The organism is Bartonella tribocorum CIP 105476, from assembly GCF_000196435.1.
GTDB lineage: Bacteria > Pseudomonadota > Alphaproteobacteria > Rhizobiales > Rhizobiaceae > Bartonella > Bartonella tribocorum.
The window spans coordinates 1,903,781-1,930,077 of the sequence record NC_010161.1 but is presented as its reverse complement, the minus strand read 5'-3'; the positions used below and the strand labels follow the sequence as shown (position 1 = coordinate 1,930,077).

General features: G+C 38.6%; 8 protein-coding genes. 7 read left to right on the top strand and 1 reads right to left on the bottom strand.

Annotation, left to right across the window (positions count from 1 at the left end; translation table 11 throughout):
• Positions 1-52: 52 nt before the first annotated feature.
• Positions 53-1,003, bottom strand: a complete 951-nt coding sequence (locus tag BTR_RS08460) for a siderophore ABC transporter substrate-binding protein (protein WP_012232185.1) — start codon at positions 1,001-1,003, stop codon at positions 53-55.
• Between the two features lie 199 nt (positions 1,004-1,202).
• Here BTR_RS08460 and BTR_RS08455 point away from each other — a divergent pair, with 199 nt between their 5' ends.
• The 7 genes from BTR_RS08455 to BTR_RS08425 all read left to right on the top strand — a co-directional run bounded on the left by BTR_RS08455 (position 1,203) and on the right by BTR_RS08425 (position 26,231).
• A complete protein-coding gene (locus tag BTR_RS08455; RefSeq protein WP_244393432.1) occupies positions 1,203-7,862 on the top strand; it encodes an autotransporter outer membrane beta-barrel domain-containing protein in 6,660 nt (2,219 codons plus the stop codon).
• A gap of 668 nt (positions 7,863-8,530) precedes the next feature.
• Positions 8,531-11,719: an autotransporter family protein gene (locus tag BTR_RS08450; protein ID WP_012232183.1), complete on the top strand. Its 3,189-nt coding sequence runs from the start codon at positions 8,531-8,533 to the stop codon at positions 11,717-11,719.
• Positions 11,720-12,894: 1,175 nt separating this feature from the next.
• Positions 12,895-15,579 (top strand): autotransporter family protein, encoded by a 2,685-nt coding sequence (locus BTR_RS08445; protein ID WP_012232182.1) that lies wholly within the window; start codon positions 12,895-12,897, stop codon positions 15,577-15,579.
• 411 nt (positions 15,580-15,990) lie between these two features.
• Complete coding sequence (locus BTR_RS13080) at positions 15,991-16,128, top strand: hypothetical protein (RefSeq protein WP_171815223.1); 138 nt, start codon at positions 15,991-15,993, stop codon at positions 16,126-16,128.
• A 395-nt stretch (positions 16,129-16,523) separates the two neighbouring features.
• Complete coding sequence (locus tag BTR_RS08435) at positions 16,524-19,898, top strand: autotransporter outer membrane beta-barrel domain-containing protein (protein WP_012232181.1); 3,375 nt, start codon at positions 16,524-16,526, stop codon at positions 19,896-19,898.
• Positions 19,899-20,092: 194 nt separating this feature from the next.
• Positions 20,093-22,753: an autotransporter outer membrane beta-barrel domain-containing protein gene (locus BTR_RS08430; protein WP_012232180.1), complete on the top strand. Its 2,661-nt coding sequence runs from the start codon at positions 20,093-20,095 to the stop codon at positions 22,751-22,753.
• A 172-nt stretch (positions 22,754-22,925) separates the two neighbouring features.
• Positions 22,926-26,231: an autotransporter outer membrane beta-barrel domain-containing protein gene (locus BTR_RS08425; protein WP_012232179.1), complete on the top strand. Its 3,306-nt coding sequence runs from the start codon at positions 22,926-22,928 to the stop codon at positions 26,229-26,231.
• The last annotated feature ends 66 nt before the right edge of the window (positions 26,232-26,297 follow it).

Genomic DNA, 26,297 nt, shown 5'->3' with positions numbered 1-26,297 from the left:
CAACCTCTGCTTTTAAATTTTATTCATATAGCAATCAAGCTCTTTTGTGCGCTTATTTGCTCTTTTTAAAAGCTTCATTAATCTGCTGCGCAGTTTCAAAGAGTCCCGTTAGACCACCACTTGCACGATACCAGCTCCAAGAGTCCAAATAAATAATTTGGTTTTGTTTGCTTGCTGTTGTGCGGTGCACAAGCTCATTGTTGAGCAGTTGTGCTGCAGATTGTCCTTCTCGTCCAATAGCTGCATCGCGATCAATCACCAACAACCAATCAGGATTTGTTTCAAGAATAAACTCAGGAGAAATAAGTTGTCCATGTTTTTGTACGGTGAGTTTATCGGTTGCAGGGGCGATTCCAAAAGCGGAATGGAAAATATCAAAACGTGATTTTGGTCCTAAAGCACTGATTTTTCCACCAGAGGTCATTAGGATGAGCCCAGTGCCTTTTCCTTGTGTATTTTTATGGACTTCAGCTAAAGTTTCATTGAGTTTTGCAATTTCCTTTTCTGCTTCCTGTTCTTTACCAAAAATTTTTCCAAGGATAGACACATTTCGTTTAATATCTTCAAGAGAATTGTCGTTTCCTACTGTGAGATCAATTGTTGGAGCGATTTTGGATAAATCGTTATATTTTGCTTGGGTTCTGGAGGAAATAATAATCAAATCGGGTTGAAGAGTAGCAATTTTTTCATAATCCGGTTCAAAAAGAGTACCAATTTTTTCATATTTTGCATCATCAAATTGTTGCAGATAGGAAGGTTTTTTACCTTCAGGAACGCCGACAACCGCTTTGATACCAAGACGCTTCATATTATCAAGCGCGGCAAGATCAAAGACAATAACCTTTTGTGGAGAAGCGGGAACAGAAGTCGTGCCTGAAACGTGATCAATTGTTATATTTGTTTTGGGATTCGTATTTGCAATACTCGTATGAGTCCATAAAACTGTTGCAAAGCTGATTGCAACCAGTAAAACAGAAGTCACCCATTTCATATATTTTATCATCGTGATTTTATCCTTTTATCTGATGTTACAAGGGGTTGTGCATTTAAAAACCTTAATTTGGGTATTTTTATGCACAAAATGAAGTGTTAATAAATAACACTATGTTGTAAAGTTGACTAACATATGTTACAAATTGTCCACTTATCTCATTTTCACTTAATTCTAGTGTTTTTGCAACATTATTTAGAAAGTTTGACATATGATCAATGTATTTAAAAAGCGTACACGTTTGTACGCACTGACGACAAGTGCTCTCTTCTTTTTACAAGGTGTAGATACTTCTATGGCAAGTTGGTTTTCCTTCATTCCTTCGCTTTCATTGCCATCATTCTCATTGGGCAATCCTTTTAGTACAAGGACGGACACAGGGTTTGTAACAGCGACAGAGGGTGTAACATCGAGAGAAATGGTTTCCTCTACAGGAGGAGAATCTAGAGCAGATAATTCTGGGGGTGCTGCTTCTATTCAGATTCAGGCTAAGATTATACCTGTTTTGAATCAGATTCGACCTATTAGTGCTTGTCATTCTAGAAAAGATAATGTGTTCGTTCCTGGCATGATACGGAATGTTTCAGATAGTAGTGTTCGTGTTGCCAGTGGTGTAGGTGCTGCGCCTCGTGTTGTGAGTAGTGCAAATTCTGTGCCAGGTGTTCCAGGTGGTGTTCCAGGTGGTGTTCCAGGTGGTGTTCCAGGTGGTGTTCCAGGTGGTGTTCCAGGTGGTGTAGGTGTTGGTGGTGTTCCAGGTGCTGTTCCAGGTGGTGTTCCAGGTGGTGTAGGTGTTGGTGGTGTTCCAGGTGCTGTTCCTGCTGCTGTTCCAGGTGTTCCGGGCACTGGTAGTCTTCCTAATATGGAACTTTCGGATACTTTGGACACTATGCAAGATATTTCAGGCTCTCAACATACTAGGCAAGCAAGATCAGTAGATGAGGGGGGAGGAAGTGCAAGGGGAGCAGTGGGGAAAGCAGTTGCGGGGAAAGCGGGTGTACCAAGTGGATTAGGTGGAGAATTAGTTAGTGTATTAGATGTTCCAGAAACTGTAAGTAGTCGGCGATTATTTAATATTCCTCGAAAAAATAGTTTAAACGGTGAGGGGCAACCATATTTTGCAGTGAGGGAAGATGTTCTAAGCGTACAAAAAGCACAAAAAGTGAGTACAGATGCTACAGATGCTGTTGCTGGGATGTCAGGTATATCAAGTGCTGTATTGGATTCTCTCTTACCTGATAGCTCAGGTTCTCTAGTGGCTGGTGTGAGTGTATCTATGCCAATTGATGACGGTGTGGGGGCTATAGGATTTATAGATTCTTCGAAGGCAGGTGAAAAATTAGTTGATTTGCTCAATGGTGATCAGAGTGTATATGGGGCTGTATCCTGTAATGAAGGTGGAGTATATAGCCTACAAGGTGGAACTATTATAGCAGAACCAAGTGAGATTGCTGTAGATGTGGAGGGGAATGGGTACTCTCAAGGCGGACAAGAAGAAAAAATAATCGTTAATTTGGATGAAATATCCATTCAGAGTGTAAAAAATGAGCAAGACCTCTCTGAGAGTTTGTTTAAAGTAGAAATGAAGAACATTGTTAATTTATCTATGAATAGTGTAGGTGCTGAGAACCCCCTTTATATTGGTGTACGAGTAAATGGTGATAGTAACAGTGGAAGTGCAGAAGCTAATTTGAAAGATTCAAATATTCAGGGTTTTTTTGTTGGACTTCAAGCTGAAGCGGCAGGAAAGATTACAATGAGGGGGGGGGGTATCAGAGGTGCGTATGTAGGCGCTCTTGCTGCTGATAGTGGGATGATTTTTTTAGAGAATGTAGATGTTAATATAAATAGAATCGGTTTGATGAGTTTGGGACCGTCTATTATAGGAATGACCTCTGGGAAAATTACTGTAAAAGAGGGTGGAGTAGGAGTTCTATCGGTAGAGGGTGGTACTGTTCATTTAGATGGGGTGACTATTAAAGTTGTTGAGAAGCAAAAAGCTAAAAAAGAAGATACTCCGGAGATGAGCATTGGTTTATTGTCACGTGGAGGTGTTATTTCTTTTAAAAATGGGAAATTTGAAGCTTCTAATGCTATTGCATTCTGGGTAAGTGACAACTTTGATAGTAATACCTTTCGAGTTCCGAATGAAATAGAAGTACAGGATGTGAATCCCAATGAGGGTGTGCAGGTTTCTGACGTTAATGCTGTCGCTGGTGAAGTAGTTTCTATTGGATCTGAAGATGGCGTTGTCTTTAATAATATTGGCTCTGCGTATATCGAGGCTTTGACCTCTATAGAGAGTTTTTTAGAGAGTGATACATCTTCTGGAAGTGCTGACGCACCTTCTGAAGTCGTCGATGGAGATTCTGTGGATCGGCAGAGTTCAGACTCTAGGATTGTAAGCTTAGTGGTTTCTGATATTCAAAATTCAGCTATTAAAGTAAAAGGTAAGTCTTATGGTATATTTTTTGAGGGAGATATCCATCAAAGTGTGGAGAAAAGAAATGATCAAGATGGACTTCAGAATCTAGTAGACGATGGAAGAAAAGGCAATGAAGATATATGGCATGCAGTCCTTTTGAAAAATACTGCTCTCAGAGTTCCTGACGGTGTGGTTATTTATGGTGATAGTTTTGGTGGTTACGTCGTTGTAAAAGATGAATCAACTCTTTCGGGTGATTTATTGTTGAAAGCTGAAGAGGGTTCCGATTTGTCGGTTTTTGTTGAGGACTCTGTAATCATGGGGGGAGCTTACGTTGATAAAAAATCTCATGCTAGGATTTTTCTATCTGGAGGATCAGAGTGGTATTTAACAAAGAATCTGCATAATAGTTTGGGAAATTCAGATATGGTTTGTGTGGATTCATGTCTTTCGTCTCTGAAACTTGTAGATAGTAATGTTAGATTTTTTACTTCTTTGAAAGATGAAGAATCCAGTCAAGGTGGGAATGTTGAATATCGAACTCTTCGCATAGGAGATGGGAAGGGAATAGTTTATACTGCTTCTGATACTCCTAGTGCTATAATTTACTTCAATGCAAATTTGATGCCTAGCAATACGGATAATTCTCAAATATCTGACAGATTGTTGATTCATGGTAACGTTTCTGGAAAAACGTTTGTAGTTGTGAATGATACTTCTAATGGTGTACAACAAAATCATGATACACCTCATAGTATTTCAATTATTCAGGTCTTTGGAAAAGCAGAGAAGGATTCCTTTAAGCTGAAAGGCGATTATATTACGCGAGAAGGGTTGCCTTATAAGTATGTTCTTCGCGCTTATGGTCCAACTATTCCTCCGAAAATGCAGTATTTTGATAATACATTGCTTATAAACAGTACAGATGTTTGGGATTTTCGTTTAGAAAATGAATATTTTATACCTCTCGTTTCTGCTTATACTGCTACTGCTGATTTTCAGCCTATTTTTAAAGCTAAGCCGCGTAGTATAGTTTCTTCTACTGAGACTGAAATAGATGCTGATACTGGTGCTGGTGAATTAAATAATGAATCCATAACTCTTTCTGTATCTGGGGAATCGGCATCTGTAATTCCTGCTCGAGGAGATTCGCTTTTGAGATCTGAATCATCTGATGGATTTTATGAAGATGATGAAGAAGAATCTCTCGAGGAATCTGATACATCTGAGGTTATAACCTCTTCACTTGTTACTCCTCCTTCATCTGGAGATCCTGGATCTTTGGTACCTCCAAGAGTTAGTTCACTTGGGAGCCTTGATACAGGTAGTAGGGGGATAATATCTGCAGATGAGACTTTTGTAACACCTGGGTATATTGTACCTAGAAGGCCAGCACCTATAAAATCAGCTGCTGTTATGAAGTCTTCTGCTCCTGTTGTTTCTAACACGTCTGTTGTATCTTCTAATGGTGTCTCTTCTCCTGCAGCTTCCGAGATGTCTGTTGTATCTTCTAATGGTGTCTCTTCTCCTGCAGCTTCCGAGATGTCTGTTGTATCTTCTAATGGTGCCTCTTCTCCTGTAGCTTCCGAGACGTCTGTTACATCTTCTAATAGAGCTGTCGGGCGTATTTTTATGATCGGTCGTTCTGATAATGGAGGTGTTTCTACTAAGGGAACGGCCTCTTCTACATGTGGTGATACTGCAGGAGAAAATGGTGCGAGAGGATCCCAAACTTCTTATTTATGTAGTGATGGTCAATCTCGGATAATAACAGACCTTACATTGAAGGTAAGTGATAAAATTCAGCGTCCTATCCATGTGAGAAATCAGAATACGGTTATTAAGTTGGAGAGAACTACAATTAGTGGTGTAGATTTTTCTGAGAGTGAAAATAATGTTGGTTTTACTGAAAGACAGGCTGTGAGTGCCGTTCTTGCAGAAGACAAAGCAGAAGTCGTTTTGGATAATAAATCAGCAATTACATCTTCTGTGATTGGGCTTGAAGCGCAAAGGAGCGGGAAGATTACGATGAATGGTGGGACAGTCAATGCTCATTATGTTGGTGCTTTTGCTGGTTCTAGGTCATCTATTAATTTAAATGATACAACAATTAATGTGACAGGAAAATTTGCTGCAGCGGGGCTGGCAAGTGAAGCTGGTGAGATAACCATGAATACTGGAGCTATTACTTTGGCAAAGGGTGTGGCAGTGAGGTCAGAAGCTGGGGGCAGCGTTAGGTTAGACAAAGTTGATATTACTCTGAAAAAAGAAGCAGGAAAATTGGATTCTGCAGAGAATTTAGAGCGTGCAGCTTTTCTGTTGAGTGATAATGCTTCTATTAATTTTAGGAATGGGAGCATTACGACTGATGCAAATGCTTTGTGGTTTATAAATGATGATAGTGTGGTTGAGGCGGGTTCTACTCGGAGAAGAAGATCTCCTGAGGTTCGTTCTGCTATGAATCACGCGAATATCGAATCTTCTACTGTTAGAGTAGAAGGTGAAGGAACCTATGGCATATATTTTGATGGGCTAATACAGAAGGAAGAGAGTGAACAAAGTCAGAGTAAGGATTTAGCAACTGAGAGAGCAAATGTTGTTAAGCGGAACGCTGTATCCAAACAGGAAAAAACACCTGTAAGCATAACAGGGACAGTTTCGTTGAAAAAAACTGATTTTGAAGTTGCCAAGGGTATAGCGATCTATGGTAATAATTCTGGTGGCCATGTTTCGTTAGAAAATAAAACAACTCTCGCTGGTGACTTGTTATTGAAGGCAGAGAATGATTCTCATATATTGGTTTCAGTTAATAATTCTATTGTTACAGGTGGTGTTCGCGTTAATAAAGATTCTTATGCAAAATTAGACTTGGCCAATGGTTCAGAGTGGATTCTCAAAAGAAGTGTGCAGAAGGATTTGGGTGCATCAGTTTTAGGATGTGTGGATTCATGCGTTTCTTCTGTAAGACTTATTAATAGTGCTATTAATTTTGCATCTTCGGAATCTGCAGGGAAATATCAGACTCTCCATATTGGAAATGGAAATGGCACAGTTTATGAGGCGCAGGGGGATGCTGTAATTCATCTCAATGCACGTTTAAATCCTCATGATTCGAGTGGTCAACAAGTAACGGATCGACTTATCATTCATGGCGATGTTTCTGGAAAAACAAAAATACATGTACGAGGAGATGCGGGCAATGGTGGAAATGGTCAAGCGAATGCCAAGATTGCTCACAGTGTTTCGGTTATTCAGGTCTATGGTCAAGCGAAGAAAGATTCTTTCCAGCTCGATGGCAATTATGTTGCACTGACTAACTCACCTTACAAATACACTCTTCGTGCTTATGGTCCAGAAATGACTTCGAAACAGGAGCATGTTCAGCAGAAATTTGTTAAAGATGGTGGAGAGTTTTGGAACTTCCGCTTAGAAAATCAGTATGTTAAGTCTGCTGGATCTGCTGGCCTTCCTGAACAATTTGTGAGGTCTGTTGTTCCACAAGTGCCAACGTATCTCGTCTTGCCTAATAGCGTATTTCATACCGGTTTGATGGATATTAGCAATCAAAACAAACAGTTGGAGACTTTGCGGATGACTTCTACTGGAATGCTAGAGGCTCGTGAGAATCCTGCTTTATACTTGCGCGGCTATGGTGGAAGTTACCGTTATGCTTCAGATTTATCTGCTCTTGAATATGGCTATGGCGGCGAGCTTGACTATCGTGGTGTAGAGGCAGGCGTGCTGTTGCAAACTATTGAAAATACTGACAGTGTTCTATCCTTTGGTGTTATGGGAACTTATGGAAGACTTTCTTTGCAGCCTTTGGATGTTGAACAAAGTCAGAAGAGTGCATTTGATAAATGGACGGCTACAGTTTATGGTAGCATGCAGCATAATATTGGCTTCTATGTCGATGGTCTTTTATCCTATGGTCTATTCAATGGTGATGTTCTGACTACGGCACGCGGTAAGACAGCAACATTAAAAGGTAATCCTTTGAGTGTTTCTTTATCCGGTGGTCAGACAATTGCGACAGGATATAAGGGCTTTGTCTTTGATCCGCAGGTTCAAGTTGTTTATCAACATCTCCAGTTTAATAAGGCCCGCGATATCGACAATTTTGATATTGAAATGGGTAACCTTGATCAATGGGTGGCACGTGTTGGTGGACGCTTAACCAAGACTCCTACAGGTTCTGAAGGTGTGGATGCTGTTGCTTTCTATGGTAAGCTTTATCTTGCGCATGGTTTTGGAGGAAAACAGACTGTGCATTTCAATGATGCTTTCAAGTTAGGGGCTTTTGGTTCTGCTCTCGAGGCGGGATTAGGATTTAATGCCAAATTGTTGCCTCAGTTTTCTCTGCATGCTGATATTCTCTATCAACATAAGCTTAATAAGGCTGGTTTTTCTGGAGCAAGTTTCTCCGGAGGCGTGCGTTATCAGTTCTAATATAAGGTACATGATGTACTTTTTAGAAAAGGCGGCACATTGTGCTGCCTTTTTTCTTTATAACAACTTGTGTTGTTCTTAAGAGATTCTCGTCTTCTTGATATGAAAAAAGACATAGTTTATTATGCGCATGAGCGCGTTTTTCTACGCTAAAGCGAATTTTCTTAAAAATTTTGCTGCTGCTGATACGATAGAGTGACTCACTTGTATGGACTTTTCAGTGTGCAGGAGTCCAGTATGAGTTCTATTTTTTTGTATCATATTGATATTATTTGATATAATATTTGATGCTTTCTAAAGCTCGTTTTCGAGAGTTTGTTTTTCACTGATTTAAATCATTTTTTCATTCATCTCTTTGTGGATTAATTTTTAAAGTTCACAAGGTTAGATTGTGTCTTTAATTAATTGCACGCACTGGTTTTATTTTTTCTTTACACGAAATACAGAATGCATTATACACTTATAAAGTGTGCTTTGTTGTTGTTCTCTTATAGATAGTTTTGAGCGTAGAGCTTCTGACGAATTTATAGGAATAATTCATTGCATGGTTCAAGTGAGCATGAGGCATGTCTTTTTTGTTACACCTTTCGTATTTTGAGGTGCGCAGTGGGATGTTTTGCAAGTGCTTTTATTTTTAATGAGAGGGGAAGGAAAGTTTCGAGGGAACGATGATTAAAGTTTTTAGAAATCATGTATGTTTATGTGCTTGTACAACAGCTATCCTTTCTTTGCTCCAAAATGGAAGAGAAGTTTATGCGGCGACACAGGAGGAGGAAGGTAAACCTTATGTTATAAAGGTTATTCCAGTTGTCTCTGCTAATTCTTCTCCTCAGCTGAGCGGGAGTAATAAGCATAAGCTTCCTCTTAAGGGAGAGAGTGGGGGGAATTATTCTCCTAGTATGATTAATATTGGCAATAACGATGAGGGTATTAGTGGGGGGGATGACTATCGTGTTCTGAGTGGAAAAGAGGGAGAGAAACGGCATCAAAATGGGGGGAAAGGGTATGAGAAAAATATCGATAATACGGTTAGAAATGAGGACTCTGATGAAAGAGGTGTGAATCCTGCGTTTTATTACTATAGTGGATTATATTATGTATGTGATAATTGCGGAACGGGTCCTAACAATGTGAAGTCCACAGGGGAGGGGCCTAAAATTGATAATAAATCTTATAGGATTACGAATGAAAATGCTTCCAACTACCCCCCAGGTCCTACTGCTATAACGGTGAAGGGAATAGGGACAGAAGTTCGTGGGAAGAATGTAACGGTTAGCAGTCAAGTTGCCGATGAGACTTTTCTAATGGGGGTGCACGTATTAGAGAACGGTAAGATTGTTTTGGAAGATCCGATTATCAAAAATACAGTTATAGGCCTTCGTGCGAGTAATGGAGTGATTGAGGTAAAAAATGGAGAGATTGGGGAAAGTCATGAAGGTGTTGATGCAGCAGATAGGTCATTTGTTCTTTTAGAAGATACAGAAATTAATACGGCTAATGGGAATGCAAGTCTTTTAAGTTATGAGCATTCAGAAGTTTGGATGTCAGGTGGATCAGTTGATTTTATGAACAGCCACGGGGTTTCTTCGATGTTAGGTGGGAAGATAAACCTCGAGAATGTTAAAGTTACAGGGAAAGGTAAAGAAAAAAATTCGGATAATCATGCAGTTGTGCGTGCGGATTTAGAGGGGACCGTTAATTTAAAAGGTACTACCATTCGTGCTATGGATGTCCATGGTATATTATTAGAAAATAAAGTCAATTCTATTCCTTTGCAGGAAGTTAAAGATTTATCAAATGAGGATTCTCATTCTGAGTCTGGGGTTCCTGTGACTGAAGTCAATATTAAATCCTCTACTATTAATATAAATGGCGCTGGATCTTATGGTATCTACTTTCAGGGAGAGAAGCCATGGAGCGAAGGTGGAGATAAAAAAGAGGGGACTTCATTAGGAGAAGAAAAATCTCCACCACGATTAGAAATTGTTAATTTGGATAGAACAGACTTTTCTGTTTCAGACGATACGGCTCTTTATGGTGAAAACCTTATTTCTGGTGCGGTGAGTTTGATGAAAAGTACTCTTCATTCAGGCAACTTTTTATTAAAAGCTGAGAAAGGGGCTTCTATAACGGTTTTGGCTGATGGCTCCACTCTTGAAGGTCGTGCTCACGTTGATGAAAATTCTAATGCAGAACTTTATTTGGGAGGTCGTTCTACATGGATTTTACAACAACAGTTGCCAAAAGATCAACATAAGGTTGCAAATGATTCTTCTATTTCACTTGTGAGTCTTATGGGGGGGAGCTCTATTCATTTTAAAAGACAAGAACCTTCTTCTGTTGATGATCATCAAACCCTTCGTATTGGAAAGGGAAAGGGTGAAGTTTATAGAGCACGAGAGGGGGCTTCTATTTTTCTTAATAGCTATCTGAATAGTGGTGGTGCTCTTGATCATCAAAAGACTGATCGTGTTTTAATTCATGGGGATGTTTCGGGAAAAACAATGCTCCATGTGCATGCTGTTGCAGGGAGTCCGGGAGGATACACGGGAAGAGGGGGAAATGATGAAGGACTTTCAATTATTCAGGTTTCTGGAGAAGCAAAGCAGGATTCTTTTCAGTTGGAAGGTGGTTATGTAGCGTTAGATGAATTACCTTATCAGTATAAGCTCTATGGTTATGGTCCAGAATCTGATTTAGGAAAAGCCAATGCTGGTCAAAGGCTTGTTGAAGGAAGCGGGGAATTTTGGGATTTCCGTCTCGAGAGTCGATCTATAGATTCTGATATTAAGCCTAAACCAGATCCTCGTCCAACCCCTCCTGCTCCAACTCCCCCTAGTCCAACGCCCTCTCCAGCTCCAGAGCCTCATCCTGTACCTAAGCCGGGAGTTAGGGCTGTTGTTCCGCAGGTTCCGACTTATCTCCTTTTGCCTAATGCCTTACGTCATCTTGGTTTGATGAATGTTAGCAATCAAAATAAACGATTGGAATCTTTGCGAATTGCCGCTGGCGGCTTGTTAGAGAGTCACGAAAAGCCTTTCTTTTTTGTACGCGGTTATGGTGGTAATCAGCGTTATATTTCAAATCTTTCTGCGCTTGAATATGGTTATGACGGCGAGTTGAGTTATAATGCCCTAGAGGCAGGTGTTCTGCTGAAAGCAATCGAAAATATGTATGGGACGACTTCTTTTGGAATTATCGGGTCTTATGAGAAATTTTCTTTGCAACCTGTGAATGTTGAACAGAGTCAAAAGAGTACATTTGATAAATGGTCCGTTGCGGCATATGGGGGCATGCAGCATGATGCAGGTTTTTACGTTGATGGTCTTGTGTCTTATGGTTTTTTAAAGGGAGACGTTCTTACAACAGCACGGGGTAAAACGGCAACATTAAAGGGAAATCCTTTAAGTGCTTCATTGACGACTGGTAAAACATTTATGGTGGGGGAGGATGGTTTTGTTTTTGATCCGCAAGTTCAGGTTGTTTATCAATATCTTCCATTTAATAAAGTGCGTGATGTGGATGGCTTTGATATTGATTTAGGAAAGATTCATCAGTGGGTAGGGCGTGTTGGAGGGCGTTTAACAAAGATGCTGGTTGCTGGTGATGAGGCTCAAGTTATTTCTTTCTATGGCAAGCTTCACCTTGCTCATGGTTTTGAAGGAAAACAGTTTGTGCATTTTAAAGATGCTTTTCAGCTAGGAGCTTTTGGTTCTTCATTAGAAACTGGATTAGGTTTTAATGCTCAATTGTCTCAAAATTTTGCGCTTCATGGTGATTTGATTTATCAGCACAAGCTAACGAAAGCTGGTTTTTCTGGAACGAGTTTTTCGGGTGGATTGCGTTATCATTTCTAGTATTTGTTCCTGTTTTGAATTAATTTTTAAAAAAGCCACAAGTTATACTTGTGGTTTTTTTTGTTCTTTATTCATTTTGTTGTTATAAGCTTTTTATAGAGTATGATTTTACATCTCTTTTTAATATGTTTTAGGGCGGGGCTTCTTTTATTTTTCTTGAAAAATTGGATAAATTTGTACGTTATCGTTTCAAAACATGTCTTTTAGAGTTTCTTCATATTTTTTATAACATACTGATTTATAAAAGATATTATTTAATTCAAAATACTAAAAATATTTTCGATGCTGTTAAATCTATAAAAAACATTCGTTTGCATGTGTAGGATTGGCAGATGGATAAAAAATCATTTAAGAAAGGAGACGATATCGTTTTGAGAATTGTATAAAGAGGAGAGAATTTACACCATTAGAAGTTTGAAAGAAAGATGCTGTTCAAGCGCAATGAAGGCTGTATCCGATAATACTTTATATTCTATATCTGCTGCTGTTGTGAAATGGAGGTGGAAGGGATGAAGGTATCTGAGAAAATTGGGAATGAGAAACATCATATCGTTTTTTGAGAAATATATTTTTTAAGAATGCAATAAATAACAGGATGAAGTCATGGGTGATCTTGATATTTTAAGATACGGCTTTGAGTGCTTTTGAGCGTTGTAAAGTCGAATAAAGAGTTGATAAAAATAGGAATTTCTTTTGACTTTTACACGTTCCTATTCTTTCTAAATGAAGCTAATTTCCATAAAGATTACCTAAAAACAGATATATATCCCCCTTGCTTTCCAATTTAGACATATATTTTATTTTCTTACAGAGTGCCCATCTTTTCAATACAATATTTATCGAAATTATTGAATGTACCTGTTCTGGGGATTGATTAGGCAGTCGTTAAAGTAGGTATTTTAAATGCATGTAAACCTCTAATGCTGTTTTTGAATAACAATTTTAGAGATGATTGTTTCTCATTTTTCAGTTCTATTTTGAAAAATTCTTTGTAAAAATGACAGATTCAGGGGAGTATTTTTTAGTAAATTTTTAATTCCATGTTTACATAAAACACAAAAAATAATAATAATCTTAACACATTTAAACAAAACGTATTAAATTTTTCTCTTGGTTAAATTTTTTGATACGTTGTGTATTGCTCTTAATAAGGGGGGCAGAATTATGGTGGAATTATGGTCAACTTATTAAAAAATCGTTTCTCCTTATATACTTTCACGACAGCGCTTCTTTTTTTGACACATCATATCGATGCTAAGGTTCAAGATGGTGCTATTGGTAATGCTGGAGCACAAGTTCGTTCTGGTGTTAATGGTAAGACACAAAATAATCCGGACCAATTCTCATGTAATATAAATAGTACATTTTTTCGGTGTAAGGATGGAAACACCCACGGCTTTTCCAATAAAACGTATCAAAAAACTGATAAAAATACGCATGAAACTGTTGCTATACAAGCGTCTGGAAAAAATACAGTTCTCGTAGGGGAAGATATAACTGTTAAGGATGCTTCAAGTGCTGTTAGTTCAAAAGAAAATTTTTGGAAGTATGGGGTTGTCGCAAGTGAAAATGGAAAAGTAACTATAGAAAGAGGGGGGATTAACTTTACAAATGGTATCGGTGTTGAAGTCAGAAGTTGGGGAAAGGTCGTTTTAAAGAGTGTTTCCATTACCGAAAAAGGTGGTCAGGGGATGCGTATAGATGACCATAGTGAAAATTTAGCTTTTCATGCGTCTGGTTCTGGGTTTATCCATTTTGAGAAAGGTAAAGTGAATCTAGCCAATGCTCATGGTTTTTCAATGCATGGGAATAATATCAATGGGAATGGTAGGTTTATAACTATCGTGGATTCTACGGTTTCAGTAGAAAGTAATAGGTCTTATGGTCTGCGTTTTTGGGAGGGACCAGGAGACAGAAGTGAGGAAATGAAGGATCACGAAAATCCCTATCCTTTTTATATTTTTACGGGTGAGAAAGAGATGTTCGGAAGTCTTCCGAAAAAGAACTTACCTGTGCGAGGGCTTGTTGACTTGACAAGAACCTCTTTTACGGTTCCAAATAGTGCAGCTATTTATAGCAGAAAATCTGGTGGTGTTGTTCGGCTGTTAGATAATTCTAAACTTTCTGGAGATTTATTGCTGAAAGTTGAGGATGGCTCTTTTGTGAAGGTTTCAGTGGATGCTTCTACCCTTGTTGGGGGGACACGTATTGATGAAAGCTCTTCTGCTGAATTTCGCTTGAAAGATAGTTCAAAATGGATTTTATCACGACCGAAAAATAAAAATTTACAAGTTCCTCATTCTATCGGTGTTTCATCTATTTCATTAATACATCTTGTTGACAGTTCTATTGCTTTTGAACAACCAGAAACGAACATAGTTGATGGCTATCAAACACTTCGTGTTGGGAGAGGAACAGGTGAAGTTTATAATGCACGAGGTAAAGCACATCTTTATCTCAACACCTATTTGAATAAGGGGGGAGCTCTTCAGAATCAAAAAACAGATCGCCTTTTAGTCCATGGTGATGTTAAAGGAAAAACCATGGTTCATGTACGTGCTATTTCAGGAAGTCCAGGAGGTGGTACGGAGCGTTATGGAAATGACAAAGGTATCTCAATAATTCAGGTTTCTGGAAGGGCAGAGAAAGATTCTTTCTTGCTGGATGGTGATTATATTGCATTGGATGGTCTACCTTATCAATATAGGCTCCATGCTTATGGTCCAAGCTCTGAATTAGGAAGAGCGAGCGCGTCTCAAAGATTAGTCGAAGGTGAAGGAGATTTTTGGGATTTCCGCCTCGAAAATGGATCTATTGATTCCAATACTACATTTAGGCTAACTCAGGGTTCTAAATTTGGTTTAGGTGGTGAGCGTCATTCTAGGCAAGGCGTTAAGGTTGTTGTTCCGCAAGTTCCAACTTATTTGCTTTTGCCCAATAGTTTGCTCCAGGCTGGTTTGATGGATATCAGTAATCAAAACAAGCAGTTGGAGACACAGCGTGCTAATCCTCGTGGAATGTTGGAAATTCCTGAAAATCCTGCTTCATTTTTGCGTGGTTATGGGGGGAATTATCGATATGCTTCAGATTTATCCGCACTTGAATATGGCTATGGAGGAGATCTAGGGTACTATGCACTAGAGGCAGGTGTTTTGCTTCAAAAAATTGAAAATGTTGAGAGTGTCATATCCTTTGGGGTTATGGGGTCCTATGGAAAGCTTTCTCTACAGCCTAAAGATGTTGAACAAAGTCAAAAAAGTGCATTTGATAAATGGACGGCTACAGTCTATGGCAGTATGCAGCATGATACAGGTTTCTATATTGATGGTCTTTTATCTTATGGTCTGTTCAAGGGTGATGTTCTTACTCCAATACGGGGTAAGACAGCAACATTGAAGGGTAATCCCCTAAGTCTTTCCTTGATGAGTGGTCAGAAAATTACCACAGGATATGAAGGCGTTGTTTTTAATCCACAAGCTCAGGTTGTCTATCAATATCTTCAGTTTAATGAGACCCGTGATATTGATAATTTTAATATCGAGATGGATAAGTTTGATCAATGGATGGTGCGTATTGGTGGCCGTTTGACGAAGACTCTTGCTGCACCTGAAAAGGATCGTGATGTTTCTTTCTATGGGAAGGTTCACTTTGCTCATGATTTTGGCAAAGAGAGATCTGTGCGCTTTAAAGATTCTTTCCAATTAGGAGCTTTTGGTTCTTCTCTAGAAGCTGGATTGGGTCTTAATGCCCGTTTGTCTCAAAAATTCGCGTTTCATGGTGATTTGGTTTATCAGCATAAGTTGAGCAAAGGTGGTTTTTCTGGAATCAGTTTTTCTGGTGGATTGCGCTATCGTTTTTAGGATGATTGCCTTTGGAGGAAATTAAAAAAACACAAGCAAAACCACAAGCATCGCTTGTGGTTTTTTATTGTTTGGTTTGCAATTTTAAAAACAAATTTTTAAAAGAATGTTTTTTGCATGAGTAAATTTGTTTCTTTTTAGAAACGAGATAAAGCTTTCTGGTTTTCTATTTTTGCTTTTTATACTGTATCTTCCTCTATGTAAGATACTGATTTATATAATAGTCGTTGTCTTTTATTTTGAATGAAAAATGCGAATATCATGGGGTTGTTTCATTTCAAATTTGTTTCACGTTGAATCGATCAAAACCGTTTGTCTCTAGGTTATAAGTGGGGAGAAGTGTGTGGATAAAAACTGGACAAGAAAGGAGAGAAAATATCTCTTATGAACCATCTCAAGAGCTAAGGGTTGTTGCAACATTCTAGGAGTGGCAAAGTAGGTGATGGTATCGGCTTACTTATTTATAAGCGTAAAGATGGGATGCTCAATGAATTTATTACCATTATACCACTCACGGATGCCATTGCGAAATGGGCTTCGATGCGCTGAGAAGCGTGCTTTTAAAACAAGTACGTGAATTGGCAACATACCTATATTCTGTTTGGTGAGTTTTGTTTTTCATGATGATTATCATTCTATTAAAGAACGCGATAAATACAAAAGCGTGAGGCAAGGTGTCATCTCTCTTTTGTGTAATTTTAAAAATTCTCTTGAAATCACTGCTTTGATGCATGTGGGGGATTTATTACATCTATTTTTACGCGTCTTTAAAAGAAAATACAATTTAAAATTGTGATTTTTTAGATTCTGGCTTTACATAAGAAGCATCGTGGATATATAAAATACAAAATGTATTTTTTAAATTATCACGCAAAATCAAAGTTGTTCAATAGAATGCGTGTTTTTTTGTTTTTAGAGAAGGGGAAGAAAGTTTGTAGAAAATTATGTTCAAAAATCATCTCTCTTTATGGCGTTTTACAACGGTTATTTTTTTCTTTGTACACAATGCTGATGCTGGTGAAGTTTTTTCTCAGAAGAAGCAATATTCATGTGACGAAAGTGTTTCATTCTATCACTGTAACGATGGTCAAACCCATGAAATTTCTCAGAAAACTTATCAACTCACGGGTGAAAGTTCTGATGCTGCCTTAGAGGCATCAGAGGAAAATACACTCATTGAAGGAACGGCGATAATCATTAACGGTGTTTCAAATACCAATGGCCATTCCGAAAAAGGCGCTTGGACAACAGCTGTGAAAGCCTCAAAAGGGGGAGGCGTTGCTCTCTTTTATTCCATGTTAAATGATGTGTCGATAGGGGCGGATATTGACGAGGATGGGGCTTTTGAAATGCAGGATGGGGTGATTAAAGCAACTAGAATAGGGATTAGTGTTGCGGGTGAAAAATCATTGGTTTCTTTGACCAAAACAGAGATTAAGATACCTTCTGATGCGATCGGTCTTTTGAGTCATAATGGTGCAAAAATGCATATGAAAGGAGGAAAGATTGACTTTGCTGATGGTATTGGCGTTCAAACAGGAGGAGATGGAGAAATTAATTTAGAGGGTGTTTCTATTACCGGAAAGGGGAAACAAGGGACAAATACAGATAATCATCGTGAAGGTTCTGCTTTTAGTATGCTTCAGGGGAAAGGCATGATTCATTTCCAGAAGGGAAACGTTAATGTTAACGCTGCTCATGGCATTGTGTTGCAAGGGAATAATAATGCTACTGCTTATATTAAACATTCCAATGTTTTTGTGAGAGGGAAGGCATTTCATGGTATGCACTTTTTTTGGGAAGCTGTTTTGGAGGGGACAAAAACAATTATACCAGGAAAAGGGGCTGTCCATTTAACTAAGACAACCGTTATGGCTCCAGAAAGTACGGCTATTTATAGCCGCAAATTTGAAAGTTCTGTTAAACTCTTACAACATTCAACAGTTGCTGGTGATTCACTGCTGAAAGCTGTTGAAAATTCCAATGTCAAGATTGAGGCTGATGCTTCTATCCTTGTAGGAAGCGCATATGTTGATGAAAGTTCTACAGCCAAGATCGTGTTAAAAAATGGTTCAAAGTGGATTTTAGCGCGACCAAAATATGAAAAATTACAAAACTCTAATGTGTCTGGTTCTAGATTAAAAGATACTTCTTCTCTTTCAGTGGTCGAACTTTCTGATAGTTCTCTCATTTTTGAAGAATTAAAGTCTAGCACAACAAATGGTTATCAGACACTTCTCATAGGAAAAGGAACAGGGACTGTCTATAAAGCGCACGGTAATGTGAATCTTTATCTTAATGCATATTTGGATAAAGGGGGAGAGCTTGAGAAGCAAAAAACTGATCGACTTTTAATCAATGGGGATCTTGACGGAAAAACAACAGTCCATATTTATAAGGTTCCTGGAAGCCCAGGGGCATTGACGGGAGAGGGCGGTAATGATCAGGGGATTTCCATTGTTCAGGTTTATGGACAAGCGACTGAAGATTCTTTTCAGTTAAAGGGGGGGTATGTCACACTTGAAGACTCCCCCTATCAGTATCATCTAAAGAGTTATGGTCCAAGTTCTGCTTTAGGGGTGGCAGCTTCCAATCAAAGAGTGCTTAAAAACGCTGGAACATTTTGGGATTTCCGTCTTGAAAGTAAATTCGTTGATTCTTCCTCTCTCGATTCCACAAAAATTGTTCCAGTGGTTGAATCCGTTGTTCCTCCTGCTTCTAATGATATTCCCTCTGTGCCGAAAACTCATCCTAATACTACTGGAGATGAAGAGAAGATTATCGATTCTAATTCTCAGAAAAAAACTCAGAAGCCAAGTTTTTCTTTTCCTGTAGATTCTCCTGATAAGGATTCCCATCTTACGACCACATCTGATACATCTGATGTTTTTGTATTAGAGGTTCCAAATCATCCTCCTGTTTCTCCTCCTGCATCTGGTTCACCTATACCGCCATCTGTTCCTTCCACTCCTTCTGTTATTTCTCCCTCTGCATCTGGTTCACCTGTTCCACCATCTGCTTCATCCACCCCTTCTGTTGTTGTGCCACTTGCATCTGGTTCACCTGTTCCACCATCTGCTTCACCCACCTCTTCTGTTGTTGTGCCGCTTGCATCTGGTTCACCTGTTCCACCATCTGTTTCACCCACCCCTTCTGTTGTTGTGCCGCTTGCATCTGGTTCACCTGTTCCACCATCTGTTTCACCCACCCCTTCTGTTGTTGTGCCGCTTGCGTCTGGTTCACCTGTTTCTCCATCTGTTCCTCCCACCCCTTCTGTTGTTGTGTCACCTGCGTCTGTTTCTTCTGTTACCCCCTCTGTTTCTGAGTTTTTTTCTCATTTTGAGCTAAATACGAGGGTTGTTGTTCCACAGATTCTGACTTATATTCTTGTACCAAATACCTTATTTTATGCTGGATTAATGGATATCAGTAATCAAAATAAGCAGTTGCAAATACTGCGAACTTTTTCTCGTCAGTCATTAAAAACTAATGAAAATCCCGCTTTGTTTTTGCGCGGTTACGGTGGACATCACCGTTATACTTCAAATTTGTCTGCATTTGAATATAGATATGGAAGCGACCTCGATTATAATGCACTAGAGGCAGGTATTTTACTCAAGAAAATCGAAAATGCATACAGTACAACATCCTTTGGAATTATGGGAAATTATGGCAAACTTTCTTTGCGTCCTCGAGAGGTGAAACAACGTCAAGAAAGTATCTTTGATAAATGGTCCATTACAGCCTATGGGAGTATGCAGCATGATACGGGTCTTTATATGGATGGTCTCTTCTCTTATGGTTTGTTTAATGGCAATGTTCTTACACGTGAGCGAGGTAAAACGGCTGCATTAAGAGGCAAGCCCTTAAGTTTTTCCTTAACGGCTGGTAAAACATTTATGATAGGCTGCCGATGTTTTATTTTTGAACCACAGGTCCAGTTTGTTTATCAAAATCTTCAGTTTCATAACACGCGTGATATTGATAATTTTAAGATTGATATGCAAAGACCAGATCATTGGGGGGTGCGTATTGGGGGACATTTAACCAAAACACTGACATTTACGAAAGAGGCACAAGTTCTCTCCTTCTATGGGACGCTTCATTTTGTTCGTAATTTTGATGATAAACAATTTGTGTATTTTAAAGATGCTTTCCAGCTTGGTTCTTTTGGTTCTTCTTTAGAAGCTGGATTTGGTGTTTATTCACAACTATCGCAAAAAATTACTTTTCATAGCGATCTGATTTATAAGCATAAATTTACGAAAGATGGCTTTTCTGGAACGCATTTTTCTGGTGGATTAAGCTATCATTTTTAATTGTGTTTTCTTAATGCTTCTTTTGTGAAAATTATAAGAACAAAATGTAACTTTATTGTGTTTCTTTTCTGATTTTAACTTTACATATAATACAAAACGAATTATGTGGGCGGCACATAATAATAATAACACCGTGCCCGATATGTCTTTTAGGTTTTCGATAAAGATGAAATAAAGAGAATTTAGAGGAAATTATGATTAAAGTATTAAAACGTCATGTATGTTTATGTGCTTTTACAACGCCTGTTTTGTTCTTTGTGCATAATATAGAGGTGAATGCACAGGAGAAGTCTTCGTGTCGCTCTCTTTTAAAGTCCTATTCATCTGATGTTCTTGGGAAGCCTAGTGGTGCGAATAGTACTCGTTTAGATATTGCTGATAGCGATTTTTCTGGGGTGACGAATGTAAAAAAGTTTTATCAGATAAACATTAAGATGGAAGAAAAAGAGTGTTTTGGGATTCAGGGAGCTTTAGAGTTAAAAAACACTGGTATAATTCCATCAGAGGTATTTATACAAGAAAAGATGAAGATTGTTTTGGATAACATTTCCATTACTGGGAGTGGCAAGAATGCGGTCAATGATGAAAATATAAGTGCTTATGATTATGGTTTTAATCAAGCTACTTTGGGTATAAAGCAAGGCGCCTCCCTTCTTGCTAAGGATGGTAAGGTTAATGTTTCAAATATCTATGGTCTCGTTATGGAGAGCATGGAGGGCGTTTTCATTCCTGGTGGTGCGACTCGATATGGCGTATTGGATGGTAAACATTTATATGGTTTATGGGATTGGCGTTATTCTGGCGTTATTTTAAAGAATTCAGATATTGCTCTTAATGGACGTGAAACTCGAGGGCTTTATTTAAATCCCTCACAAGAGGGATATATAGAAGGAGAGATGGTGGCGGCATTGGGGGGGATTCAGCTCAGGAAGACTAACTTTAAAGTTTCTAGTGATACAGCTATTTATATCGATGGAGTCAAAAGATTTCCTTATATTACCGCGTTAGAAGGATCACGTATCTTCGCTAATCAGTTCTTAGATGTTAAGGCTAATTCGCATGTGGCCGTTGAAGCTGACGCTTCTTTTTTTATAGGGGGAGTGCATGTTGAGAAAGGCTCTTATGCTGAAGTTGAATTATCTAATCAATCACAATGGACAGTGATGCGAAGAGAGAGTAATAAGTGGCGTGCTTCATCTGTTTCCTTTGTAAGGGTTATTGATAGTTCTATTGTTTTTCAAAAACCAAGAGATGGTTATTATCATACACTTCGCATTGGAAGATTGGATGATGATCATGGCTTAGAATATGCTTACGTTGCGAATGATGCACGCCTTTTTTTTAATGCATCTCTTGCGGCAAATGGTAAAAGAAAAAAGGTAAAAACTGATCGACTTATGATCTACGGTGATATCCATGGAAAAACTAAAATATACCTCGTAGAGAACTCAGTAAATCCAAGGAGGAAGGAAAGGGGTGGTAAAAAAGATAAAGATACGCAAGGAGATAATAAAAGCGTTTCAATTATTCAGGTTTATGGAAAAGCAGCGGAAGATTCTTTTAAACTGGCGGCTGGTTATGTCACTGTAAGAGGGATACCTTATCAATATCGTCTTCGTGCTTATGGTCCAACGTCCTCTCTTGGAGAAGCAAAAGATGAAAACAAATTAGCTAAAGGAAAAAGTGTTGGATATAGTGGAGATTTTTGGGATTATCGACTTGAAGATGAATATATTCAGCGTTCTTCTCATACTGCTCAATTGAAAACCGCTCAGTTGAAAAATGATGTGTCTCGTCGCCGTGTGACGCGTTCTTTAAATGTCCATGCTCATCATAATGATGTTGTTACTAGTCATGATACTTCTGCTCATTATCCTGAAGAGGGCGTTAAAGCTGTTGTTCCACAAGTTCCAACTTATCTATTGATGCCTAATGCTTTGTTTCAGGTTGGTTTGATGGATATGAACAGTTATAATAAACAGCTGGAGACATTGCGTACCACTGCTGGGGCTTTAGAAGAAAATGGTAAAAGTCCTTCATTTTTTGCACAAGGTTACGGTGGAAGTTATCATTATGTTTCTGATCTGTCCGAGCTTGAATATGGTTATAGTGGAAATTTGAATTATAACGCACTAGAGGCAAGTGTGTTGCTCAATGCGATTGAGGATACACATCATACTTTAAGCTTTGGAATAATGGGGAGCTATGGGAAGATTGCTCTACACCCTCAAGATGTTGAAGAAAGCAAAAAAAGTGCATTTGATAAATGGTCTGTTACAGCATACGGCAGTATGCAGCATGATACAGGCTTCTATATCGATGGCCTTTTTTCCTATGGAGTATTTAAAGGGGATGTTCAGACAAAAGCAAGAGGCAAGACAACAACATTGAAGGGAACACCTTTGAGTGCTTCAGTGATTGCCGGTAAGTCATTTATGACAGGACATAAGGGGCTTATTTTTGATCCGCAGGTTCAGGTCGTTTATCAAAATTTACGTTTTGATAAGGCGTCTGATATCGATGGCTTTGATATTGAAATGGGAAAACTTGGTCAGTGGGTGATGCGTGTTGGTGGGCGTTTAAGTAAGACGCTTGCTGCTTCTGAAGGAGGACATATTGTTTCTTTCAATGGGAAGCTTCATCTTACCAATAGTTTTGGAGGAAAACAGCGTGTACAGTTTGGAGATGAATTCCAATTAGGCGCTTTTGGTTCTTCTCTAGAAACTGGAGTGGGATTGAAAGCTCAGTTGTCTTCAAATTTTGCATTACATGGAGATGTAACTTATCAGCATCGTCTTAGCAAAGGTGGTTTTTTAGGAACCATTTTTTCAGGAGGCTTACGTTATCGTTTTTAGGTGCCTATGAAATATAGAGTAATTTTTACATAAGTTATAGAGTGTTGTTTGAAGTATAAAATGCATATCTAAGTTTTATACTTCTTATTTTTCGTATGTTTAAGTTAACGTTATTGCGAGTATTTTTTATTTTTAAGTTAAGGGGGGAGAAGGAAAAATTGGGAATAGAATTATGGTTAATGTATTAAGGGGTTATAAATTTTTATTTATCACAACGGCTATTGTTTCTTTTTCGCCAACCGTGTGTGTTAATGCAAATTCTAATAATTTTGCAACCTTCTGTGATCCAAACGCTCAATTTTATAAATGCAATGATGGTAAAAAACACACGATTAAAAATAAAACTTATCATTTAAAATTTTCTCAAGAATATGTTTCTAGTTCTACTCCTATTTCAGCTCTATATGTAGAAAAAGCAGGTACAGTTGTTGATGCATCTCAGATAACAGTTACGGGTGATAGCTCAGATGAAATATTCGGATATGGTGCATCTGTAAAAGAGGGTGCTCGTCTTAATTTAACAAATTCAAATTTTAAGAATGTACCTGCTCTTCATGCTGAAAATGCAGTTATTCGCATGATAGATGGGGCTATTACGGAAGTTTCTCACGCTATTTATGCATTGGGAAAAGGAACCGATATTGCTTTAGTGCGTGTCAATATTGAAACTACACCAAAAGAATTGAATGGTGTAGAGATAGGTCTGATTAGTAGTTTTGGTTCAAAGATTAGGCTGTCAGGGAGTACCGTTACTTTTAATGGGAAAGGCGCATTTTCATCACTTTATGGGGGAGAGTATAGTTTCGATAGTTCTGTCATTAAGGGCAAAGGAAAACAAGAAACTGTTATCATTGGTGAGAAAAGTGTCAATAAATTACCAGAAGCTTTTGATATATCTCAAGATGGTTTTGTTCAATTGAATAATAGTTCTATTGAGCTTAGTGATATGCATGGCTTTTTGGTTAAAAATTTTTCAGATGAAGAGGATAATAAAGGCAGGTTGTTGTGGCAAGGACTTAATTCAGCTGATGAGTTTAAGAAGACGAATATTAAGATTGAAAAATCCAAAGTTTCCGTTCAGGGTAAGGGAACCTATGGTCTGTATTTTTATGGGTTAAATCCAGAAGATGTATGGGGCAATATGTACAATGGTTATAGAGCGCTTTCGCGAGCAAAGAAAGTTGCTCCGGGAAAGGCATTTGTTCATTTGTCAGAGACAAATTTTGCGGTTCCGGATGGTATTGCCATTTATAGTGTCGGAAAACATGTTTATAGAGCCCAAGCTAAGGTTAGATTAGAAAAGACAAGAATCTCCGGTGATTTGTTGTTAAAAGCTGAAAATAATTCTTATCTTCTCGTTGAAGCAAATTCCTCTACACTTACAGGAGATTCTCGTATCAAGGATACCTCTGATATTTATTTGCATTTAAAGAATGGCTCTCAATGGCATCTTACCAAAAGTAAATATCAGGATTTGCAGAACCCAGATGCCACGGTTTCATCGCTTTCAGGTATGGAGCTTGAAAATAGTACCATTGTTTTTGATCACTATCAATCTGCTGGTTATCAAACGCTGCACATTGGAAAAAAAAGTAGTGTAAACCAGTTAGATGAGGAGGAGTACGTATATGGTGCAGGTGGTAATGCTCAGATTAAGATGAGCACATTTATGAATAATGATGGTTCATTTGACTCTCAACAAACGGATCGCATTTTGATCTACGGGAATGTCTTGGGAACCACGCTTATTGGGATGGAAGAATTTCAAAAAACTTCAGAAAGAGAAGCTAGCAATGAAGGGAATAAAAGTATTTCACTTGTTCAAGTTATTGGGACGGCAGAGGAAAGTTCTTTTAAGTTAAACAATAGTTATACTACGGTGAATGGATTTCCTTATCAATATAAGCTTCGTGCTTATGGTCCAAGTTCTTCTTCTGGAAATGCAGATCCAAAGAATAGATTGGTTGCTGGGGAAGGGGATTTTTGGGATTTTCGTCTTGAAAGTGTTTACATTGGTCCTGAATTAGATTCTTCTGAGACTGCTTCTAAGCCAACGTCTACAGTTTTCCCCCCCCAATCTGAAGCAGAAACAATCCCTTCTGAAAGACCAACAGAGACTATTTTACCTGAGCAGCCTCCTTCTGTTGAGCCTCCGCTTATGCCATCTATACCTTCTTTGCCTGAAGAAACTGAACCGTCTGAAACATTTATCCCTACGGATTCTACGCCTACTCCTTCTAAACCTATTCCGCCTGAGCCTCCCTCTGTACCGACTGTTCCAGAGGAAGCTTCTACTGTACCTATGCCTGCACCGTTTGTTCCAGTTGAGACTTCTACGGATGAGGTTATGCCATCTAAGCCATCTGTTCCGGTTGTTCCTTCAGCTACGGATTCTGATGCTGTTTCTCCTCCTTCTGATGCTGTTGAACCAAAGCCTTCTACGTCCTCTGATGCTTTGAAACCTTCCTCTAATCTTCCTATGCCGCTTGATGTTCAGCCTGAGCTAGGTATTAGAGCTGTTGTTCCGCAATTGCCTACTTATCTTCTTTTGCCAAATGCTTTATTCCATGCGGGTTTGATGGATATGACTACGCAAAATAAAAAGTTGGAGACAATGCGGGGTGTTTTTCACTCTTCTTGGAAAGAAGATGAAAACACAGCCTTTTTTCTGCGTGCTTATGGGGGGAGCCATCATTATGCTTCCAATTTATCTGCTTTTGAATATGGCTATGGCGCTGAGCTCGATTATAATGCATTTCAAGCAGGTGTTTTGTTAAATGAGATTGAGAGTTTATATACGCGTACATTCTTTGGGGCTTTGGGAAACTATGGAAACCTTTCTCTACATCCTCAGAATGTTGAACAAAGCAAAAAAAGCGCATTTCATAAATGGTCTGTTGGGGCTTATGGAAGTTTGCAGCATGATACCGGTTTTTATATGGATGGGGTGTTATCGTATGGCCTTTTTAAGGGTGATGTTTTGACCCTTGCACGAGGCAAAGTTGTTGCATTAAAGGGGAAACAGTTTAGTGGTTCTTTAACGAGTGGTAGAACGTTTGCAATAGGCGATAAAGGCGTTGTTTTTGATCCGCAGGTTCAGATTGTTTATCAGTATCTTCAATTTCATCAAGCGCTTGATGTTGATAATCTTGATGTTGATTTAGGAAAATTTCATCAATGGATGGGGCGTGTTGGTGGGCGTTTAAGCAAGACGCTAGGTATTTCCGAAAAGGGACGTGAGGTTTCTTTTTATAGTAAGCTTTCTTATTTGCATAGTTTTGAAGATAAGCAATTTGTTTCTTTTAAAAACGATTTCCAGTTAGGTTCTTTTGGCTCTTCTTTGGAGGCAGGGCTTGGGTTTGATGCGCGTCTTTCTTCAAAACTTTCTCTTCATGGAGATGTTACTTATCAACATAGGTTGAAGAAAGTTGGTTTTTCCGGAGCGCATTTCTCTGCCGGATTGCGTCATCTTTTTTAGCTATACATAAACTATATAGTAACTTATATATAAGTATATAGTGTTATATTAAGTATTAAAGTAACT

What these genes read in the sequence shown, in the direction of transcription:
- BTR_RS08460 (WP_012232185.1), bottom strand. Translation starts at nt 1,003, where the DNA reads ATGATAAAATATATGAAATGGGTGACTTCTGTTTTACTGGTTGCAATC.
- BTR_RS08430 (WP_012232180.1), top strand. Translation starts at nt 20,093, where the DNA reads ATGATTAAAGTATTAAAACGTCATGTATGTTTATGTGCTTTTACAACG.
- BTR_RS08455 (WP_244393432.1), top strand. Translation starts at nt 1,203, where the DNA reads ATGATCAATGTATTTAAAAAGCGTACACGTTTGTACGCACTGACGACA.
- BTR_RS08425 (WP_012232179.1), top strand. Translation starts at nt 22,926, where the DNA reads ATGGTTAATGTATTAAGGGGTTATAAATTTTTATTTATCACAACGGCT.
- BTR_RS08450 (WP_012232183.1), top strand. Translation starts at nt 8,531, where the DNA reads ATGATTAAAGTTTTTAGAAATCATGTATGTTTATGTGCTTGTACAACA.
- BTR_RS08435 (WP_012232181.1), top strand. Translation starts at nt 16,524, where the DNA reads ATGTTCAAAAATCATCTCTCTTTATGGCGTTTTACAACGGTTATTTTT.
- BTR_RS08445 (WP_012232182.1), top strand. Translation starts at nt 12,895, where the DNA reads ATGGTCAACTTATTAAAAAATCGTTTCTCCTTATATACTTTCACGACA.